General features: G+C 56.6%; 15 protein-coding genes. 12 read left to right on the forward strand and 3 right to left on the reverse strand.

The window, feature by feature from the left end; translation table 11 throughout:
- The first annotated feature begins 87 nt into the window (after nucleotides 1–87).
- The 5 genes from ltnD to AC790_RS16690 all read left to right on the forward strand — a co-directional run bounded on the left by ltnD (nucleotide 88) and on the right by AC790_RS16690 (nucleotide 5,241).
- The gene (ltnD, locus tag AC790_RS16670) at nucleotides 88–996 is read left to right on the forward strand and encodes an L-threonate dehydrogenase (RefSeq protein ID WP_072093438.1); all 909 of its coding nucleotides are present in this window, start codon (nucleotides 88–90) and stop codon (nucleotides 994–996) included.
- Nucleotides 997–998: 2 nt separating this feature from the next.
- Nucleotides 999–2,255 (forward strand): 3-oxo-tetronate kinase, encoded by a 1,257-nt coding sequence (otnK, locus tag AC790_RS16675; RefSeq protein ID WP_049852489.1) that lies wholly within the window; start codon nucleotides 999–1,001, stop codon nucleotides 2,253–2,255.
- Nucleotides 2,255–2,881 carry an aldolase gene (locus tag AC790_RS16680; protein WP_007888852.1) on the forward strand — a complete coding sequence of 209 codons (627 nt, stop codon included), beginning with the start codon at nucleotides 2,255–2,257 and terminating at the stop codon, nucleotides 2,879–2,881. The genes otnK and AC790_RS16680 overlap by 1 nt, the downstream gene beginning before the upstream one ends.
- Nucleotides 2,881–3,660 (forward strand): HPr family phosphocarrier protein, encoded by a 780-nt coding sequence (locus AC790_RS16685; RefSeq protein WP_049852490.1) that lies wholly within the window; start codon nucleotides 2,881–2,883, stop codon nucleotides 3,658–3,660. Before AC790_RS16680 ends, AC790_RS16685 begins: the two co-directional genes overlap by 1 nt.
- 228 nt (nucleotides 3,661–3,888) lie before the next feature.
- Nucleotides 3,889–5,241: a GntP family transporter gene (locus AC790_RS16690; RefSeq protein ID WP_007888850.1), complete on the forward strand. Its 1,353-nt coding sequence runs from the start codon at nucleotides 3,889–3,891 to the stop codon at nucleotides 5,239–5,241.
- Between the two features lie 88 nt (nucleotides 5,242–5,329).
- Here AC790_RS16690 and sbcB read toward each other — a convergent pair whose 3' ends face one another.
- Entirely contained in the window at nucleotides 5,330–6,751 is a 1,422-nt protein-coding gene (gene sbcB / locus AC790_RS16695) for an exodeoxyribonuclease I (RefSeq protein WP_049852491.1), read from the reverse strand.
- Between the two features lie 201 nt (nucleotides 6,752–6,952).
- Between sbcB and dacD the strand changes: the two genes are divergently transcribed.
- The 4 genes from dacD to tmaR all read left to right on the forward strand — a co-directional run bounded on the left by dacD (nucleotide 6,953) and on the right by tmaR (nucleotide 10,454).
- Nucleotides 6,953–8,119 (forward strand): serine-type D-Ala-D-Ala carboxypeptidase DacD, encoded by a 1,167-nt coding sequence (gene dacD, locus AC790_RS16700; RefSeq protein WP_200902273.1) that lies wholly within the window; start codon nucleotides 6,953–6,955, stop codon nucleotides 8,117–8,119.
- Nucleotides 8,120–8,207: 88 nt separating this feature from the next.
- Entirely contained in the window at nucleotides 8,208–8,672 is a 465-nt protein-coding gene (locus AC790_RS16705; RefSeq protein WP_049852493.1) for a GyrI-like domain-containing protein, read from the forward strand.
- Nucleotides 8,673–8,913: 241 nt separating this feature from the next.
- Nucleotides 8,914–9,972, forward strand: a complete 1,059-nt coding sequence (locus AC790_RS16710; protein ID WP_007888846.1) for an FUSC family protein — start codon at nucleotides 8,914–8,916, stop codon at nucleotides 9,970–9,972.
- 161 nt (nucleotides 9,973–10,133) lie between these two features.
- Entirely contained in the window at nucleotides 10,134–10,454 is a 321-nt protein-coding gene (tmaR, locus tag AC790_RS16715) for a PTS system regulator TmaR (RefSeq protein ID WP_007888845.1), read from the forward strand.
- A 65-nt stretch (nucleotides 10,455–10,519) separates the two neighbouring features.
- On the opposite strand, the gene AC790_RS16720 is transcribed toward tmaR, so the two are convergent.
- Nucleotides 10,520–11,581: a LacI family DNA-binding transcriptional regulator gene (locus tag AC790_RS16720; protein WP_049852494.1), complete on the reverse strand. Its 1,062-nt coding sequence runs from the start codon at nucleotides 11,579–11,581 to the stop codon at nucleotides 10,520–10,522.
- A gap of 99 nt (nucleotides 11,582–11,680) precedes the next feature.
- Between AC790_RS16720 and AC790_RS16725 the strand changes: the two genes are divergently transcribed.
- On the forward strand, nucleotides 11,681–12,448 hold the full coding sequence (locus AC790_RS16725; RefSeq protein ID WP_049852495.1) for a YdcF family protein: 768 nt from the start codon (nucleotides 11,681–11,683) through the stop codon (nucleotides 12,446–12,448).
- 91 nt (nucleotides 12,449–12,539) lie between these two features.
- Here the strand turns inward: AC790_RS16725 and AC790_RS16730 are convergent, their stop codons facing one another.
- Entirely contained in the window at nucleotides 12,540–13,451 is a 912-nt protein-coding gene (locus tag AC790_RS16730; RefSeq protein WP_049852496.1) for a ketopantoate reductase family protein, read from the reverse strand.
- A gap of 209 nt (nucleotides 13,452–13,660) precedes the next feature.
- Here AC790_RS16730 and fusA point away from each other — a divergent pair, with 209 nt between their 5' ends.
- Nucleotides 13,661–15,757 (forward strand): elongation factor G, encoded by a 2,097-nt coding sequence (gene fusA / locus AC790_RS16735; protein WP_049852497.1) that lies wholly within the window; start codon nucleotides 13,661–13,663, stop codon nucleotides 15,755–15,757.
- A gap of 87 nt (nucleotides 15,758–15,844) precedes the next feature.
- Complete coding sequence (locus tag AC790_RS16740) at nucleotides 15,845–16,438, forward strand: LuxR family transcriptional regulator (protein ID WP_049852498.1); 594 nt, start codon at nucleotides 15,845–15,847, stop codon at nucleotides 16,436–16,438.
- The last annotated feature ends 150 nt before the right edge of the window (nucleotides 16,439–16,588 follow it).

Consider the following 16,588-nt stretch of genomic DNA (forward strand, 5'->3'; position numbering starts at 1 on the left):
ATGCCACGCACGTTTATTGCCCAGTATCTGCGGCAGACTTAACACCAATGAACAAATTATCACTTAAATTAACAATGGAGGTTTGCTGTGTCAGCAACCGTGAATAACATCGGCGTGATTGGTTTAGGTTCTATGGGCATGGGTGCCGCGCAGTCTTGTATCCGTGCAGGATTGAATACCTGGGGAGTTGATCTGAATCCGCAGGCGCTGGAAACCCTGCGTCAGGCCGGTGCACGTGATGCACAGACCTCCGCTGCCAGCTTTGCTGCAGAACTGGATGCGGTGCTGCTGCTGGTGGTTAACGCCGCGCAGGTGAAGGCCATTCTGTTCGGTGAAAACGGTGTGGCGGCGCAGCTCAAGCCGGGCACGGTGGTGATGGTGTCGTCCACCATCTCTTCACAGGATGCGCAGGCGATAGAACAGCTGCTGGCTCAGCATCAGCTGCTGATGCTGGATGCGCCCGTTTCCGGTGGCGCGGCCAAAGCGGCGGTTGGCGAGATGACCGTGATGGCGTCCGGCAGCGATGAGGCTTTTGCGCTGCTCAAGCCGGTGCTGGATGCGGTGGCGGCGAAAGTCTATCGCGTGGGCAGCGAAATCGGTCTGGGCTCCACCGTCAAAATCATTCACCAGCTGCTGGCGGGTGTGCACATTGCCGTGGGCGCCGAAGCGATGGCGCTGGCCGCGCGTGCCGGTATTCCGCTCGACACCATGTACGACGTGGTGACCAACGCCGCCGGTAACTCATGGATGTTTGAAAACCGCATGCGTCACGTGGTCGATGGCGATTACTCGCCGAAATCTGCAGTCGATATCTTCGTCAAAGATCTCAACCTGGTGGCGGATACCGCCAAGTCGCTGCACTTCCCGCTGCCGCTGGCGTCCACCGCGCTCAACATGTTTACCGAAGCCAGCAATGCCGGTCACGGTCGTGAAGATGACAGCGCGGTAATCAAAATTTTCAGCGGCATTACGCTGCCGCAGGCGAAGGAGCAGTAATCATGCGTTTAGGCGTAATCGCGGACGACTTTACTGGCGCCACCGACATTGCCAGCTTCCTGGTACAGAACGGTCTGCCGACCATTCAGTTCAACGGCGTACCAGAAGGTCACGATGAATTAAGCGCGCAGGCGATTGTTATCAGCCTGAAGTCGCGCTCGTGCCCGGCCCAGCAGGCCATCGACCAGTCGCTGGCGGCGCTGCAGTGGCTGCAACAGCAGGGCTGCGATCGCTTCTACTTCAAATATTGCTCCACTTTCGACAGCACCGAGCATGGCAACATCGGTCCGGTGACCGATGCGCTGTTGCAGGCGCTAGGCGAAACGCAAACGGTGATCTCGCCGTCGCTGCCGGTCAACGGTCGTACGGTGTATCAGGGCTATCTGTTTGTTGCCGACCAGCTGCTGTCCGAATCGGGCATGCGCCATCATCCGGTGACGCCAATGACCGACAGTAATCTGGTGCGCCTGATGACGCATCAGGCCAAAGGTCAGGCAGCGGTAATCAATGCAGCACAGCTGGATCAAGGTGCCGATGCGGTGCGTGCGCAGCTCGATGCGCTGAAAGCGCAGGGCATCAACTATGTGGTGCTGGACGCGTTGCACGAGCAGCATCTGCTGACGCAGGGCGAGGCGCTGAAAGAGATGCGTCTGGTGACCGGTGGTTCAGGACTGGCAATTGGGATTGCCCGCGCCTGGGCGACGCAGCAGCAGAACCGCGATGCCGAACAGGCTGGTCGTCCACAGGGCGAGCGCGCGGTGGTGATTTCTGGATCCTGCTCGCAGATGACCAACCGTCAGGTAGAGGCCTATCGCCAGCACGCGCCATCGCACGAAGTGCGGGTTGAACGCTGCCTCGACGATGTTGCTGGCTATGCGCAGGAGCTATGCGATTGGGTTGCCGCCCATCATCAGCCCGATCTGGCACCGTTGCTGTTTGCCACTGCCGATGCGCAGCAACTACAGGCTATTCAGCAGCAGTACGGTGCGGCACGCAGCAGTGAAGCGGTTGAGCAGCTGTTTGCCGCCGTCACGCGCGAACTCAAAGCGCGCGGCTGGCAGCGCTTCATCGTCGCCGGCGGCGAAACCTCGGGCGTGGTAGCGCAAAGCCTGGGCGTCACCGCGTTCCATATTGGACCGATGATTTCACCGGGCGTGCCGTGGGTGCGTGACATCCAGCAGCCGCTGTCGCTGGCGCTGAAATCAGGCAACTTTGGCGACGAACAGTTCTTTGCCCGCGCACAAACGGAGTTTTCATGATGACCGAACAACAAGCACGCGAAGAGATGGTCCAGCTCGGCGCGTCCTTCTTCCAGCGCGGTTACGCCACCGGTTCGGCAGGTAACCTGTCGCTGCTGCTGGAGGATGGCCATCTGTTAGCTACGCCTACCGGCTCCTGCCTCGGCGAGCTGCAGGCCGATCGCCTGTCGAAAGTGACACTACAGGGCGAATGGCTTTCCGGCGACAAGCCCTCGAAAGAGGTGGCATTTCATCGCGCACTCTATCTCAACAATCCAAACTGCAAAGCGGTGGTGCATCTGCACAGCCACTATTTGACGGCGCTCTCCTGCCTGAGCGATCTCGACAGCGAAAACTGCATTCGTCCTTTCACGCCGTACGTGGTAATGCGTGTCGGTGATGTACCGGTGGTGCCGTATTACAAACCCGGCGATCAGCGGCTAGCGGACGATTTGGCCAACCTGGCGTCGCGCTATAACGCTTTCCTGCTGGCCAATCACGGCCCGGTGGTGGTGGGAAAATCCTTGCGCGAAGCCGCTAATAACACTGAAGAACTGGAAGAGACCGCGCGTTTGATGTTTACGCTCGGCGACCGCCCGATTCGTTATCTGACCGATAGCGAAGTGGCGGAATTGAGGAACTACTGATGCCTAAGTTTGCAGCCAACTTATCGACCCAATTCGGCGAACTGCCGTTTATCGAACGCTTTGCCGCCGCGGCAAACGCCGGCTTTCGCGCCGTCGAATTCCTGTTCCCGTATGACTTTCCCGCCGAGGTGATTAAAGCCGAGCTGGAGAAACATCAGCTGGAGCTGGTGCTGTTCAACACCGCGGCAGGCAATGTGCAGGCGGGCGAATGGGGCGTTTCGGCGATTCCAGGACGTGAAGATGAGGCGCGCGCCGATATCGATCGGGCGCTGGAGTATGCGCTGGTGCTGAATTGTCAGCAGGTGCATATCATGGCGGCAACGGTGCCAAACGGTGCCGATCGCGCCGCTTATGAAACCACTTTTGTGCAGAACATGCATTACGCCGCGGAACGTTTCGCGCCGCACGGTATTCGCCTGTTGCTGGAAGCGCTGAACCCCGTCACCAAGCCGAACTACCTCTACTCCAGCCAGTATCAAACGCTGGCGATGATGGCGCGCATCGATCGTCCGAACGTCTTTACCCAGCTCGATCTGTTTCATGCGCAGCTGGTGGACGGCAATCTGACCCATCTGATTCGCGAATATGCCGGGCGGTATCGTCATATCCAGATCGCCTCGGCACCGCATCGTCACGAACCGGATGAAGGCGAGATTAACTACACCTATCTGTTCAATCTGCTGGATGAGGTGGGCTACGACGGTTGGGTGGGATGTGAATATATCCCGCGCGGCCGCACCGAAGCCGGTCTTGGCTGGTTCGCGCCATACGCTAAATAACCCTTGTTTTACCCCCAGCACAGCGCTTTAACGCGCTGTGCCAATGACGTCTTACTCCAATACCTTAAAAAAACAAATTCCAACTCTACCGTAAATACTTCGAGCTGCAGGAAGGCGGCAAGTGGGTGAGTCCCCAGGAGCTTACTGAAGTCAGTGACAGGGGCGAGCACACGCAGCCAACGCACCTGCAGCGTGAAGTATTTAGGGTAGTTAAATTAGAGGGATACCATGTCTACCGCGTTGTTATTAGCTATCGCTACCGCCAGCATCGTGATCTTGCTGTTGCTGGTGATTAAAACCAAAGTGCACCCTTTCGTGGCGCTGCTGATTGTCAGCCTGCTGGTGGCGATTGCTACCGGCATTCCGGCGGACAAAATCATGGAAACCATCTTTAGCGGGATGGGCAATTTGCTGGGGCATATCACTATCATCATCGTGCTGGGGGCGATGCTGGGCGCGGTGATTGAAGCCTCGGGCGGAGCGGAGTCGCTGGCGCAGCGCTTCAGTAAATCGCTAGGTATCAAACGTACCGTCGCGGCGTTGACCATGGCGGCCTTTATCCTCGGCATTCCGGTATTCTTCGAGGTCGGCTTTATCATCGTGATTCCGCTGATTTATGGCTTCACCAAGGTGGCGCGCGTCTCGCCGCTGAAGTTTGGTCTGCCGATGGCGGGCGTGATGCTGACGGTGCACGTGGCGCTGCCGACCCATCCGGGCGCGGCGGCGGCGGCGGGTATTCTGCATACCGATATGGGCTGGCTGATGATGCTGGGCATCCTGATCTCGATTCCGGTGGGCATCGTGGGCTACTACGTGGCGAAAGCGATGAACCTGCGTCAGTACCACCTTTCGGTCGATGTGCTGGAGCAGTTGCAGCTGGCGAAGCCGGAAGGGCAGGCGAAAAATGACGCGCCACCGCCGGGTGCGCTGACCATTACCGGCCTGATTGTGGTACCGATCCTGTTAATCGTGATGGGGACCTTGGCACACACCACGCTGGCAGAAGGCAGCATGCTGCGCTCAGTAATGACGGTAATTGGTACGCCAGCGATTGCGTTGCTGATTGCCCTTGGGCTGGCGGCATGGCTGCTGGGCGTGCGTCGCGGCTGGAGTAAAGAGAAGCTGGAAGATTTGACTGGCCGCGCAATTCCCAGTTCCGCCAGCGTGATTCTGGTGGCGGGTGCGGGCGGTGCATTTGGTAAGGTGTTGGTGGAGTCTGGCGTGGGTAAAGCGTTGGCGTTGACGCTGGAAACCCTGCATCTGCCGCTGGTACCGGCTGCGTTTATTCTGTCGCTGGCGCTGCGTGCCTCGCAAGGATCGGCAACGGTAGCGATTCTCACCACCAGCGGTTTGCTAAGCCAGGCGGTCGGTGATGTGACGGATATGCAGCGCGTTTTGGTGACGCTGGCGGCCTGTTTCGGCGGGTTAGGCTTGTCTCACGTTAATGATGCGGGCTTCTGGGTCGTGACGCGCTATCTGGGCTTATCGGTAGCGGATGGACTGAAAACCTGGACGGTGCTGACTACCGTGATGGGCCTGAGCGGTTTTGCGCTGACGTGGCTGGTGTGGGGAATGATTTAAGTTCTCAGGTCGCCATGAATGGCGACCCTACAAACGGGCATTGCATAGGGTCGCCATTCATGGCGACCTCTCACCAGACCGCAGAGGACTAAGACACCAGCTCCTGCGCATACAAATACAGCGCCTTCAGCTGCGCCATCTTCTCGCTGTTATCCTCATGCAAACTCGCCAGCGACTCCAGCTCCTGCAGGAACGCCTGCACACGATCGGCATTAAGCACTTCGCGGCGATGTTGCAGCCAGCGCTGCTGCTCTGCGTCATCCAACGTGCCGGGGAAATTACGTGCACGATAGCGGAACAGCAGTTTGCCAATGCGCTTATCTTCGAAGGTCAAATCCAGGGCCGGTAAGTTCTGCGGCGGCGTCTGGCGCAGAATATTCATGCCCGCGCGATCGGCATCGCTAAAGAATCCGTCATACAGCTGCGCATCCACGTCATCTGTAGGTTTAAACGGCTCCGCTTCGGCAAACAGCGCCACCACTTTTTCCCGTACTTCCGCATGCTCGCGCAGCACCTTGAGGTTCGCCAGGCAGCGTTGGCGATCGATACCTAAGCGCGTAGCATCTTCCGGACGCAGCGTGCTCGCCGGCGCCAGCACCGGACATTTATTGATATGCACCAGCTTAATCGGCACCGCTGCCAGATCGCCTAAATCACTGTGGCGCGTATACAGGCGCTCACGCAGTTCGTCAGATTCCAGCTCAAGCAGCGGCGACATATCACCGGCCAAATCAGCGACAATCAGCGCATTGCGGTTATCCGGATGCCACGCCAGCGGCACAATCCAGCTGGTGTTGCCGCGCGCTGCGCCGAACATGCCGGAAACGTGCACCAGCGGCTTCATCTGCGGGATATCAATCAGCGTCATCAATTTCTGCTTGTTGCGATGGGTAAACAGAAACTCAAACAGCTTCGGCTGCTTCTCTTTCACCAGTTTCGCCATCGCCAGCGTGGCGTAAACGTCGGACATCGCATCGTGCGCCTGTTCGTGCGCCACGCCGTTGGCCTTAGTGAGATGCTCCAGCTTAAAGCTCGGGAAGCCATCATCATTCTCTGGCCACACAATCCCTTCCGGACGCAGCGCATAGCAGGCGCGCATCACGTCGAGCAGATCCCAGCGCGAATTGCCGTTCTGCCAGCTCCAGCCGTAAGGATCGAAGAAGTTGCGGTAAAAAATATTGCGCGTCACTTCATCATCGAAACGCACATTGTTGTAACCAATCACACAGGTTTGCGGTTCGCTAAACAGACCATGAATGCGTTCAGCAAACGCCGCTTCTGTAACGCCGCGCGCTTTGGCGGTTTGCGGCGTAATGCCGGTGATCATCACCGCTTCTGGCTGTGGCAGATAATCGTCGGCGGGCTGGCAATAAAAGACCTGCGGTTCACCTACTGCATTGAATTCTTTATCGGTACGCAGGCCGGCAAACTGCGCCGGACGGTCCAGCGACGGACTTTTACCGAAGGTCTCATAATCGTGGAACAAGAAGGTGAACTCAGAGGCGGGCACGGCGTTATCCTGGCTAGATAGAATCAACGCACAGGATAGTCGTCCCTGGTTAGCAGTACAACCTTCATCCTGTTCGCTGCGAGCGGGCGCGCAGCATTTATGCGCAGTTCATACTTTTTTTCAATTTATTCAGATCTGTAAGCGCTATTTGCCGTAAAACGTGCGGCGGTAAATTCATTTTTTGATTTCGAGGAAGAAGTGTTGAAAAGGCGTCTGCTGGTTACTGTATCTGGAATGATTGTTTGGGCATCGTTGGCGCAGGCTGACGACAGCATGCCGTTTCCCCTGACGCCGCCGCCGATTGATGCGGCTTCGTGGGTGTTGATGGACGCCACTACCGGTCAAATTTTGACAGCCGGTAACCCGGACGAAGAGCGCAACCCGGCGAGCCTGACGAAATTGATGACCGGCTACGTCGTTGATCGCGCCATCGATCAGAATAAAGTCAGCCGCGATGACAAAGTCACCATCGGCAAAGATGCGTGGGGCGCGGGCAATCCGGTGTTCAAAGGCTCTTCACTGATGTTCCTCAAACCGGGCGATCAGGTCACGGTGCGCGATCTGATGCGCGGCGTGATCATCGATTCCGGTAACGATGCCTGCGTGGCGCTGGCGGATCACGTGGCCGGCAGTGAAGGCAGCTTTGTCACCATGATGAACAACTACGTGCAGAAGCTCGGTCTGACGCACACCCATTTTGAAACCGTGCACGGCCTTGATGCGCCGGGTCAACACACCACGGCACGCGATTTGGCGGTGCTGTCGCGCGCGATTATCAGCGGCGAGCCCGATTTCTACGCCATGTACGGTGAGAAAACCCTCACGTGGAACGGCATCACCCAGAACAACCGTAACGGTTTGCTGTGGGATCAAAATCTGCACGTCGATGGCCTGAAAACTGGTCACACCGAAAGCGCGGGCTTTAACATCATCGCTTCCAGCGTGGTGGGACGTCATCGCCTGATTGCGGTGATCATGGGCGGCAAGAGCCCGAAAGGCCGTGAAGATCAGGCGCGTAAGCTGCTGGTGTGGGGCCAAAACACCTTTGATACCGTGCAACTGTTCCACGCCGGCAAAAAAATCGGCACGGAAAACGTCTGGTACGGCAATCCGCATAAAGTCGATGTTGGCACCACGCAGGATATCTATCTGTCGCTGCCGCGCACCGAAGTCTCTAATGTGATGGCGAAGTACGTGATCGATCGCAAAGACCTGGAAGCGCCGCTCAAAGCGGGTGAGCAGATTGGTGAAATTCAGGTGATGGACAAAGATAAGCAGCTGGCCAGCTATCCACTTTATACCCTGCAAACGGTTGAACAGGCTGGCATCATTACGCGCATTAGCGATTACGTGAAACAGAAACTGTAATCCATCGCGTATTTCAGCGCCGTCACGCGTGCCGTGGCGCGCTGGTGGTGGCACAATCGTGCTTTCGGCTGCTGAATTGAGGCAAGGTATGAAAGCATCGATTGTTGAACGTAATCCGCAAAGCTGGCTGGGCTACTCTCTGCAAGGCCCGTGGCAGGAAACCGTGCCGCGCGGCTTTAACCGGCTGAAACGCTGGGTGAGCGAGCACCAGGCAGCAGGCGAATGGCTGGCGATTTATTACGGCAATCCGCAGGAGCTGCCGCCTGAAGCGCTGCGCGTGGAAACGGTGATTACCGCAGCGGAGGACGCAATCCCTGCGGTGGGCGACGATATCGAAAAAGGATTATTGCCCGGCGGATGCTATTTCCATGCGCGCATCGAAGTACTCGATAATGATTTTTTCAGCGCGTGGCACAGTTTGTTCGACAGCTTAAAAGCGCAGGGCGGCTGGCAAGTGGACAATCGTCCCTGTTTCGAACACTACCTTACTGATGGATCTGACAGCGGCACCTGGCTGGTGGATATGTACATTCCGGTGCGCGCGGCTGAATAAAATACGCGGTCACCATAAATGGCGCCCCTACTAAACACGCCCGTAGGGTCGTACCTTCATGGCGACCGATTCAATCACCGCACAAAACCCGATGCGTTACATCAATGTTTCTATTGAGGAAATTAGATGTAACGCGCATGTTGAATTTCAGCCAAAGACAAAAATAATTGCGTTCAACCCTGATGGTTCGCGCATCGCCAGGGTAACATAGCGCGCAAATTTGTATCGTTCCCGGACAACCATGTTACGCGCTGACAAGCCCATCTCGCAGATTGAGTTCTGGTTCTACCGCCACTATCGCGCCGTACACGGCGTGCGCATCGCCATCGCCTTTGTACTGTGCTTCCTGTTTGTACGCCTCACCGACATTCCTGAAGGCACCTGGCCGCTGATTACGCTGGTGGTGGTGATGGGGCCGATTTCAACCTGGGGCAATGTACTCCCGCGCGTGGTGCAACGCATTAGCGGCACCTTCGCCGGTCTGATCTCCGGTTTGATTGCGCTGAAGCTGGAACTATTTTCGCTGCCGGTGATGCTGGTGTGGTGCGCCATCGTTATGGTGGTCTGCGGCTATCTGACGCTGGGAAAACATCCCTATATGGCGTTGCTGATTGGCATTACGCTCGGTGTGGTGGTCGGCGCGCCGGCGGGCGATTTCACAATCGCTATGTGGCGCGGCGGCGATGTGATTCTGGGTTCGCTGATGGCGCTGCTGTTTAGCGCTATCTGGGCACAGCGGGCTTACACCCATTGGCGCATCCAGCTGTCGGACGCGTTTATCGCCATGGCCAAGCTGCATCACACCGGTTTCTCTGCCAACCTGCTGGAAAAACCGCGGCTGAATAAGCCCTTTCAGAAGCTGCTAAGTAGCGTGATTAAAATGCGCTCGCTGCTTGATCCCTCCAGCAAGGAGACGCGTATTCCGAAATCGGTGTTTGAGGCCATTCAGACCATCAACCGGAATATGGTCAACACCATGCAGATGCAGATTGATGCGTGGTGGTCATCGCGCGAGAGTCATCTGATTATGCTCAACGCGCCGACGCTGCGCCGTACCCAGCAGATGACGGAAGACACGCTCAATGCGCTGGCGACGCTGATGGTGAAAGGCGAAACCGAGGAGATCACCGCTAACAGTCACGCGCTGGAAGAGATCACCCAGGAACTGGAGCAGCTGATTGCCAATCGCAGCGGACGCTCTGAAACCACGGCGATCTACGGCTATGTCTGGCTGAGCCTTGAACAGGCGCGTCAGCTGGAGCGTATGACGGATTTAGTGCGTCTGGCGCTGCGTAAATAGTTTTCTCAGGCAATGACTTAATGTGAATCACGCTTTCTTTGCGCTAAGATAAGCGCCAGTCCGAATTTAGCTGTGAGAATTGCAACCCTTGCGGCCAACCCGCTAAGCTAAACGTTATGACTATTCCGCCTGCCGATGCAGGCCTTAAGAAAGGTGCCAACATGGAAAATGCCAAGCAATCATTTCAGGACGTACTGGAGTTTGTGCGTATGTTCCGTCGTAAAAACAAACTGCAGCGCGAAATCGTGGATAACGAGAAGAAAGTCCGTGATAACCAGAAACGTGTGTTGCTGCTGGACAACCTGAGTGAATACATCAAGCCCGGCATGAGCATTGAGGCGGTTCAGGAAATCATCGCCAGCATGCGTGTGGACTATGAAGACCGCGTGGATGAGTACATCATCAAAAACGCTGACCTCTCTAAAGAGCGTCGCGAGCTGTCGAAGAAATTGAAAGCAATGGGCGAGCCTAAACCGCAGTAATTCTCGTTTTAGCTTCCACACTGAGGTCGTCATTTATGACGACCTTTTTTATTTCTGCATCCCGTTCAACGTAACAGCTGACGCGCCAGCGCCTGCAGCTGCTGTGCAATCTCCGTCACATTCACCCGATCCTGCTGCGGTGCCGCCGTGGTCTCACGCAGCACCAGCTCGGTCTCCAGCGTTTTCTCAGCGGCATTGCCGCCTTCCAGCTGCGCCAGTAATCGCTCGACGCTGACCGCGCCTAACTGCTGCAAATCCTGACGCACGGTGGTTAACGGGGGCTGATACCACGCGCTTTCTGCCGTGTCGTCGTAGCCAATCAGCGAAATCTCTGCGGGGATCTTCACGCCGTGCTGATGCAGGGCACGCATCGCGCCGAGCGCCATCTGATCGTTGGCAACCAGCAGCGCCTGTGGCAGCCGATCGGGCAACTGCGTCAGCAGCGCCTGATAACCGGATGCCGCGCTCCAGTCGCCGCTCAGCACGCAGCAGGGCGCCGGCTGGTGTGCGGCCAGCGCCTGCTGCCACGCCGCATAGCGCGCGCGGGCTGAAGCGGAACTGGCGGGGCCATTCAACACGCCTATCTGCCGATGGCCGAGTGCTACCAGATGAGCCACCGCCTGCTGCGCGCCAGATTCGCTCTGATATTGACACTGCGCGACTGCGGCGTGGCGCTCAACATCAAGAAACAGCACCGGTTTGCGATCGCACTGCAGCTGAATCTGCGCCGCTTGCTCCGCATCCAGCGGCAGATTAATCAGCAGCGCATCAACCCGCTGCGCCAGCAGCTCATTGACCGTATCCTGCGGCGCGCTGCCCGCATTCGCCATGGCGATCACCAGATGATAGCCCTGCGCCGCGGCACGTTGCTGAATTGCCGAGGCAATTTGCGCCGGTGCCATCAACGCCAAATCGCTGGTGGCGAGACCCAAAGTGCGGGTGTTTTTCCCCGCCAGCTGCTGCGCTACGCGATTTGGCACATAGTTGAGCTGCTGCATAGCCGCTTCCACTTTGGCGCGGGTACGCGGCGAAACCTGCTCAGAATGGTTAAGTACGCGGGAAACGGTTTGATAGGAAACCCCAGCCAGATGAGCGACATCGTCAAGGGTTACGGAACGCGCAGTCATTGATCTCTCCTGAAGATTGAGCGGCGAGTGTAGCAAATTTTTCCCTGCTGCCGCGCGCTTAAGCCGCTACACTGCCAGAGGAAACGTGAGGAGAATGGGATGCAGCTCAACAACGATCAGATTCAGGATATCAACACCCTGGCGGCCTGGCTGGCACTGGATCACATGCCTGCCGACGGCACGCTCGATATCGATTTAGCGATTTTAGCCGGTCACGCGGTACTGCCGAATGTGGAAGCGGTGATTGCCGTAGCGAAAAAGTATCAGCTGCCGCTGTTAATCAGCGGGGGGATCGGCCACTCAACGCCGCTGTTGACGGAGATGCTGGCAGCACATCCACTGTATCGCCAAATTGAGAGCGACGATAAAAGCGAAGCCGCCTTGCTGGCCGACGTAGCACGCGTATTCGCCGCGCTGCCTGACGATCAGCTGCTGCTGGAAACCGCATCGCGTAACTGTGGCGAAAACGCCGCCTTCAGCCAGACATTACTGGATGAGCACAACTGGCAGCCGCAGCGTGTGCTGCTGGTGCAGGATCCGCTGATGCAGCGTCGCACCTGGGAAACCTTCCGCTACCAATGGCGCGATCGCGCAGATGCACCGGAATTTATCAGCTGGCCGGTGTTTAAGCCGCAGGTGATGATGGATGCGGGCATGCTGCGTATTATCGGCGCGCCGCCGCAGGGCTTGTGGTCGATGGAGCGTTTTCTGTCGCTGCTGATGGGGGAAATCCAGCGCCTGCGTGACGACGAAAGCGGTTACGGGCCGCGCGGCAAAGGTTTCCTCGGTCACGTTGAGGTGCCAGAGGAAGTCGAAGCCGGCTGGCAGCGGTTGAAACAGCTGCCGGGCGTGCAGTCACGCTTGTGATGTTTCGGTCGCCATAAATGGCGACCCTACGACACGACCGTACGCAAATCGCGCCAAACAACCGTAGGATCGCCATTCATGGCGACCGTTGTTACCGGTTCTGCACATACACCTGCAAATTGACATACACCGCGTTAAGCAACGGCGTTACGATGCCGCTGCGCGCGCCGCGTACCAGCAAATCACCAATCACCTGATCGGCTTCAATCTCGAAACCCTGGGTTAAATCGCGGTACATCGACGAGGTCATCGCCGCCTGAGAATTGTTCAGCGTCTCATAAATCTTTGCCGTTACCGCCGGACGCTGTTGATAACCTTCCGCACTCAGCACCGCCAACACTTCGCCAAAAATCGTTTGCAGCAGCGCTTCGCCGCCGTTTGAGTTCAACACCTGTTGCGTATTACCGCGCGCGATGCAGCACACGGCACCCAGCGTGCTAAGCAGCAGCCATTTTTCCCACAGCTCGCTGATAATGTTGTCGGAAAAAATGGTATCAAACTGCGCCGCGCGCAGGGTTTCATCTATCCGCTGCAAGCGCGCATCGTTATTGCCGTCCAGCGCGCCGTAATAGAGCCTATGCAGCGGCGTCATCTGCATCACTTCGCCATTCTCACCCAGCGTGGCGTTAATTTTGCACAAGCCGCCAATCACCTTGTCGCCAAAACGTGCGCGCAGCGTATCAATATGCCGCATGCCGTTAAGGATCGGCATGATCAGCGTGTCAGGACCGACTGCGGGCGCGATATCGCTCATCGCCTGATCCAGACCGAAGCTTTTCACCGTCAAGATAATCAGATCAAAGTGACCATTCAGCGTGCTGGCCTGCGCCAGCTGCGGTGGTATCACTTCCGTGCCGCCCGGCGTTTTCAGCACCAGACCGGTCTGCTGCAGCTGCTGAAAGCGGCGCTCGCGCACCAGAAAGGTTACATCACGTCCTGCTTGCGCCAGACGCGCGCCGAAATAGCCGCCGGTTGCGCCGGCGCCGACTACCAGAATGCGCATGGTTATTCCTCATCAGAGTGAAAGCCTTACCTTAAAGTGCCGGGCGGCGGCTTTCCAGCCCGTAAATGCTGAATCAGTTACAAGGTTTTAACGATGTTTAAAAAAGGCTCAAACTGTTCGTATTTATTCGTACAATGGGTTTAGGCTGTTACGCAGCGGCGGGCAATGGTGCCCGCCGCATTTTCCAGTCGAATGACTAAGGACGCATCATGCCCCGAACCCTCCCCATCGAACGTTATCGCAACATCGGCATCTCCGCGCACATCGATGCCGGTAAAACCACCACCACTGAGCGCATCCTGTTTTACACCGGAATGAGCCACAAGTTAGGTGAAGTGCACGATGGCGCGGCAACCACCGACTGGATGGCGCAGGAGCAGGAGCGTGGCATCACCATTACCTCGGCGGCAGTAAGCTGCTACTGGCCCGGTATGGACGGCAGCTTCACGCCGCACCGCATCAACATCATCGATACGCCCGGACATGTTGACTTCACCATTGAAGTCGAGCGCTCAATGCGCGTGCTGGATGGCGCGGTGATGGTGTATGACGCGGTTGGCGGCGTACAGCCGCAGTCGGAAACCGTGTGGCGCCAGGCCAACAAATATCATGTGCCGCGCATCGCCTTCGTTAACAAGATGGATCGCCAGGGCGCAGACTTCTTCCGCGTGGTGCAGATGATGAAAGATCGCCTGCACGCCAATCCGGTGCCGATTGTGATTCCCATCGGCGCCGAGGAGCACTTTAGCGGCGTGGTTGATCTCAATAAAATGCGCGCCATCTACTGGGATGACGCCAGTCAGGGCATGAGCTTCAGCTATGCGCCGATTCCAGAGGAGCTGCAGGTGCTGGCGGCCGAATGGCGCGAGAACATGCTGGCAGCGGCAGCCGAAGCTAGCGAAGCGCTAATGGATCGCTATCTCGAGCAGGGCGATCTCAGCGAAGACGAGGTGATTGCCGGTTTGCGTCAGCGCACGCTGCTGGGTGAAATTCAGCCGATGCTGTGCGGCAGCGCCTTCAAGAACAAGGGCGTGCAGCGCATGCTTGATGCGGTGATTGAGCTGATGCCATCGCCGCTCGATGTACCGGCGGTGAGCGGCGTTAACGAGCAAGGCGAACATGACGAGCGCCATGCCGATGACAGCGAACCCTTCTCCGCGCTGGCGTTCAAGCTGATGAGCGATCCCTATGTCGGCCAGCTGACGTTTGTGCGCGTCTATTCTGGCGTGCTGCGTAAAGGCGACAGCGTGTGGAATGCGGTGAAAGGGCGCAAAGAGCGCATTGGCCGCATCGTGCAGATGCAGGCGAACGATCGCATCGAAATTGAAGAGATTCGCGCCGGTGATATCGCCGCCTGTGTCGGCCTGAAAGAGGTCACTACCGGCGAAACGCTGTGCGATCCTAATGCGGTGATTACGCTGGAGCGCATGGAGTTTCCCGAGCCGGTGATTTCGCTGTCGATTGAGCCGAAAACCAAGAGCGATCAGGAGAAAATGGGGCTGGCGCTGCAGCGTTTGGCGGCGGAAGATCCGTCGTTCCGCCTGCACACCGATGAGGAGTCGGGTCAGACGATTATTTCCGGCATGGGCGAGCTGCATCTGGAAATTATCGTTGACCGCATGAAGCGCGAGTTTGGCGTGGAAGCCAATATCGGTCGGCCGCAGGTCACCTATCGCGAAACCATCCGCAAAACCGTGCGCGAGGTAGAAGGCAAATTTGTGCGCCAGTCCGGCGGGAAAGGGCAGTATGGTCATGTGGTCCTGACGCTGGAACCGCAAGCGGCGGGCGCCGGTTTTGCCTTTGAAGATGCCACCAAAGGTGGCGTGGTGCCGCGCGAGTTCATTCCTTCGGTGGAGAAGGGGATTCGCGAAGCGCTGAATAGCGGCGTGCTGGCCGGTTATCCGGTGGTGGATATCAAAGCCACGCTGACGTTTGGTTCGTACCACGATGTCGATTCATCGGAAATGGCGTTCCGCATGGCAGCGATCTTTGGCTTCAAAGCCGCCGCAAAGTTGGCCGATCCGGTGATCCTCGAACCGCTGATGCAGGTGGAAGTGGAAACGCCGGAAGAGTATGCCGGTGGTGTGATGGGCGATCTCTCATCACGACGCGGTACGCTGCAGGGCATGGATGAGCGTTTTGGTGCGCGCATTATTCGCGCTGAAGTGCCGTTGTCCGAGATGTTTGGCTATGCCACCACGTTGCGATCGATGTCGCAAGGCCGCGCAACCTACAGCATGGAATTTGCGCACTACGCGGAAGCACCGCGTAATGTGGCTGAAAGCATCATCGCGGCTCGCGCGTAACTCACTTAGCACCAAAAATGGACAGTTAATTTCCGCCGGTTAGCCGCTACTATTTGCAGGATGAGGGATAATTAGCGGAAATTAATCATGGATGTGTTTTATCTGGATCAGTCCTGCTTTCACCAGCAGGGCTTATCTTCGCTTCTGAAACAGTTAAATATTACCTGCTGTAAAAATATCGCTGAATTGAAAAGTCGACTCAGTGAGCGGGATAAAATCACCTGTCTTTCACCCGTAATTATTTTTGATTTACCTGCAAACTTTCGTACGGCGCTGACTTATATTCATTATCTAACCAGAGTAAAAAACGCTCGCAATGCGACGCTGATTTTCTTTTCTGATTTAGAGAAAAATAAGATTAACTATAGCAGTCATGCCATCAAAGCTGATTGTTTTATCGATAAAAAATCTTCTACCGACATCATCAGTAGCAAGCTCGCTATCATGCTTTGCCATCACAAAAACGGCCGGTCATTCGCCTCTCCCGTCGTCAATAATCATTTAACCCGCAAAGAGTTTAACTTCCTCTGTTGTTTATTCACTTACCAATCAATTGAAGGTATAGCGAAAATAACCGGTGAAAACAAAAAAACACTTTACAGTCATCAGAATAAGATTGTTAAAAAGCTGAATCTGAAAAACAGCCTGCATCTCTATCAGCGTTTCACCAATAATTTTTAAACCACCAATCTATACCGTAATGCCGATAATTTGATAACCGCATCAAATTATTGCACATTCCGTAGCGGCGCGATTTATCGCGCAATAAATTGCGCCGCTACCGTGTGTGCGCTCGGTAATTTCGGTTTTTATGACATCACTACTGGCGCC

The organism is Pantoea sp. RIT-PI-b (assembly GCF_001187905.1).
Classification (GTDB): Bacteria; Pseudomonadota; Gammaproteobacteria; order Enterobacterales; family Enterobacteriaceae; genus Pantoea; species Pantoea nemavictus.

Excerpts from the sequence above, each read along its gene's own strand:
- otnK (WP_049852489.1), top strand. The coding sequence starts at position 999 with ATGCGTTTAGGCGTAATCGCGGACGACTTTACTGGCGCCACCGACATT.
- AC790_RS16680 (WP_007888852.1), top strand. The coding sequence starts at position 2,255 with ATGACCGAACAACAAGCACGCGAAGAGATGGTCCAGCTCGGCGCGTCC.
- AC790_RS16685 (WP_049852490.1), top strand. The coding sequence starts at position 2,881 with ATGCCTAAGTTTGCAGCCAACTTATCGACCCAATTCGGCGAACTGCCG.
- AC790_RS16690 (WP_007888850.1), top strand. The coding sequence starts at position 3,889 with ATGTCTACCGCGTTGTTATTAGCTATCGCTACCGCCAGCATCGTGATC.
- AC790_RS16705 (WP_049852493.1), top strand. The coding sequence starts at position 8,208 with ATGAAAGCATCGATTGTTGAACGTAATCCGCAAAGCTGGCTGGGCTAC.
- AC790_RS16710 (WP_007888846.1), top strand. The coding sequence starts at position 8,914 with ATGTTACGCGCTGACAAGCCCATCTCGCAGATTGAGTTCTGGTTCTAC.
- tmaR (WP_007888845.1), top strand. The coding sequence starts at position 10,134 with ATGGAAAATGCCAAGCAATCATTTCAGGACGTACTGGAGTTTGTGCGT.
- AC790_RS16720 (WP_049852494.1), bottom strand. The coding sequence starts at position 11,581 with ATGACTGCGCGTTCCGTAACCCTTGACGATGTCGCTCATCTGGCTGGG.
- AC790_RS16725 (WP_049852495.1), top strand. The coding sequence starts at position 11,681 with ATGCAGCTCAACAACGATCAGATTCAGGATATCAACACCCTGGCGGCC.
- AC790_RS16730 (WP_049852496.1), bottom strand. The coding sequence starts at position 13,451 with ATGCGCATTCTGGTAGTCGGCGCCGGCGCAACCGGCGGCTATTTCGGC.
- fusA (WP_049852497.1), top strand. The coding sequence starts at position 13,661 with ATGCCCCGAACCCTCCCCATCGAACGTTATCGCAACATCGGCATCTCC.
- AC790_RS16740 (WP_049852498.1), top strand. The coding sequence starts at position 15,845 with ATGGATGTGTTTTATCTGGATCAGTCCTGCTTTCACCAGCAGGGCTTA.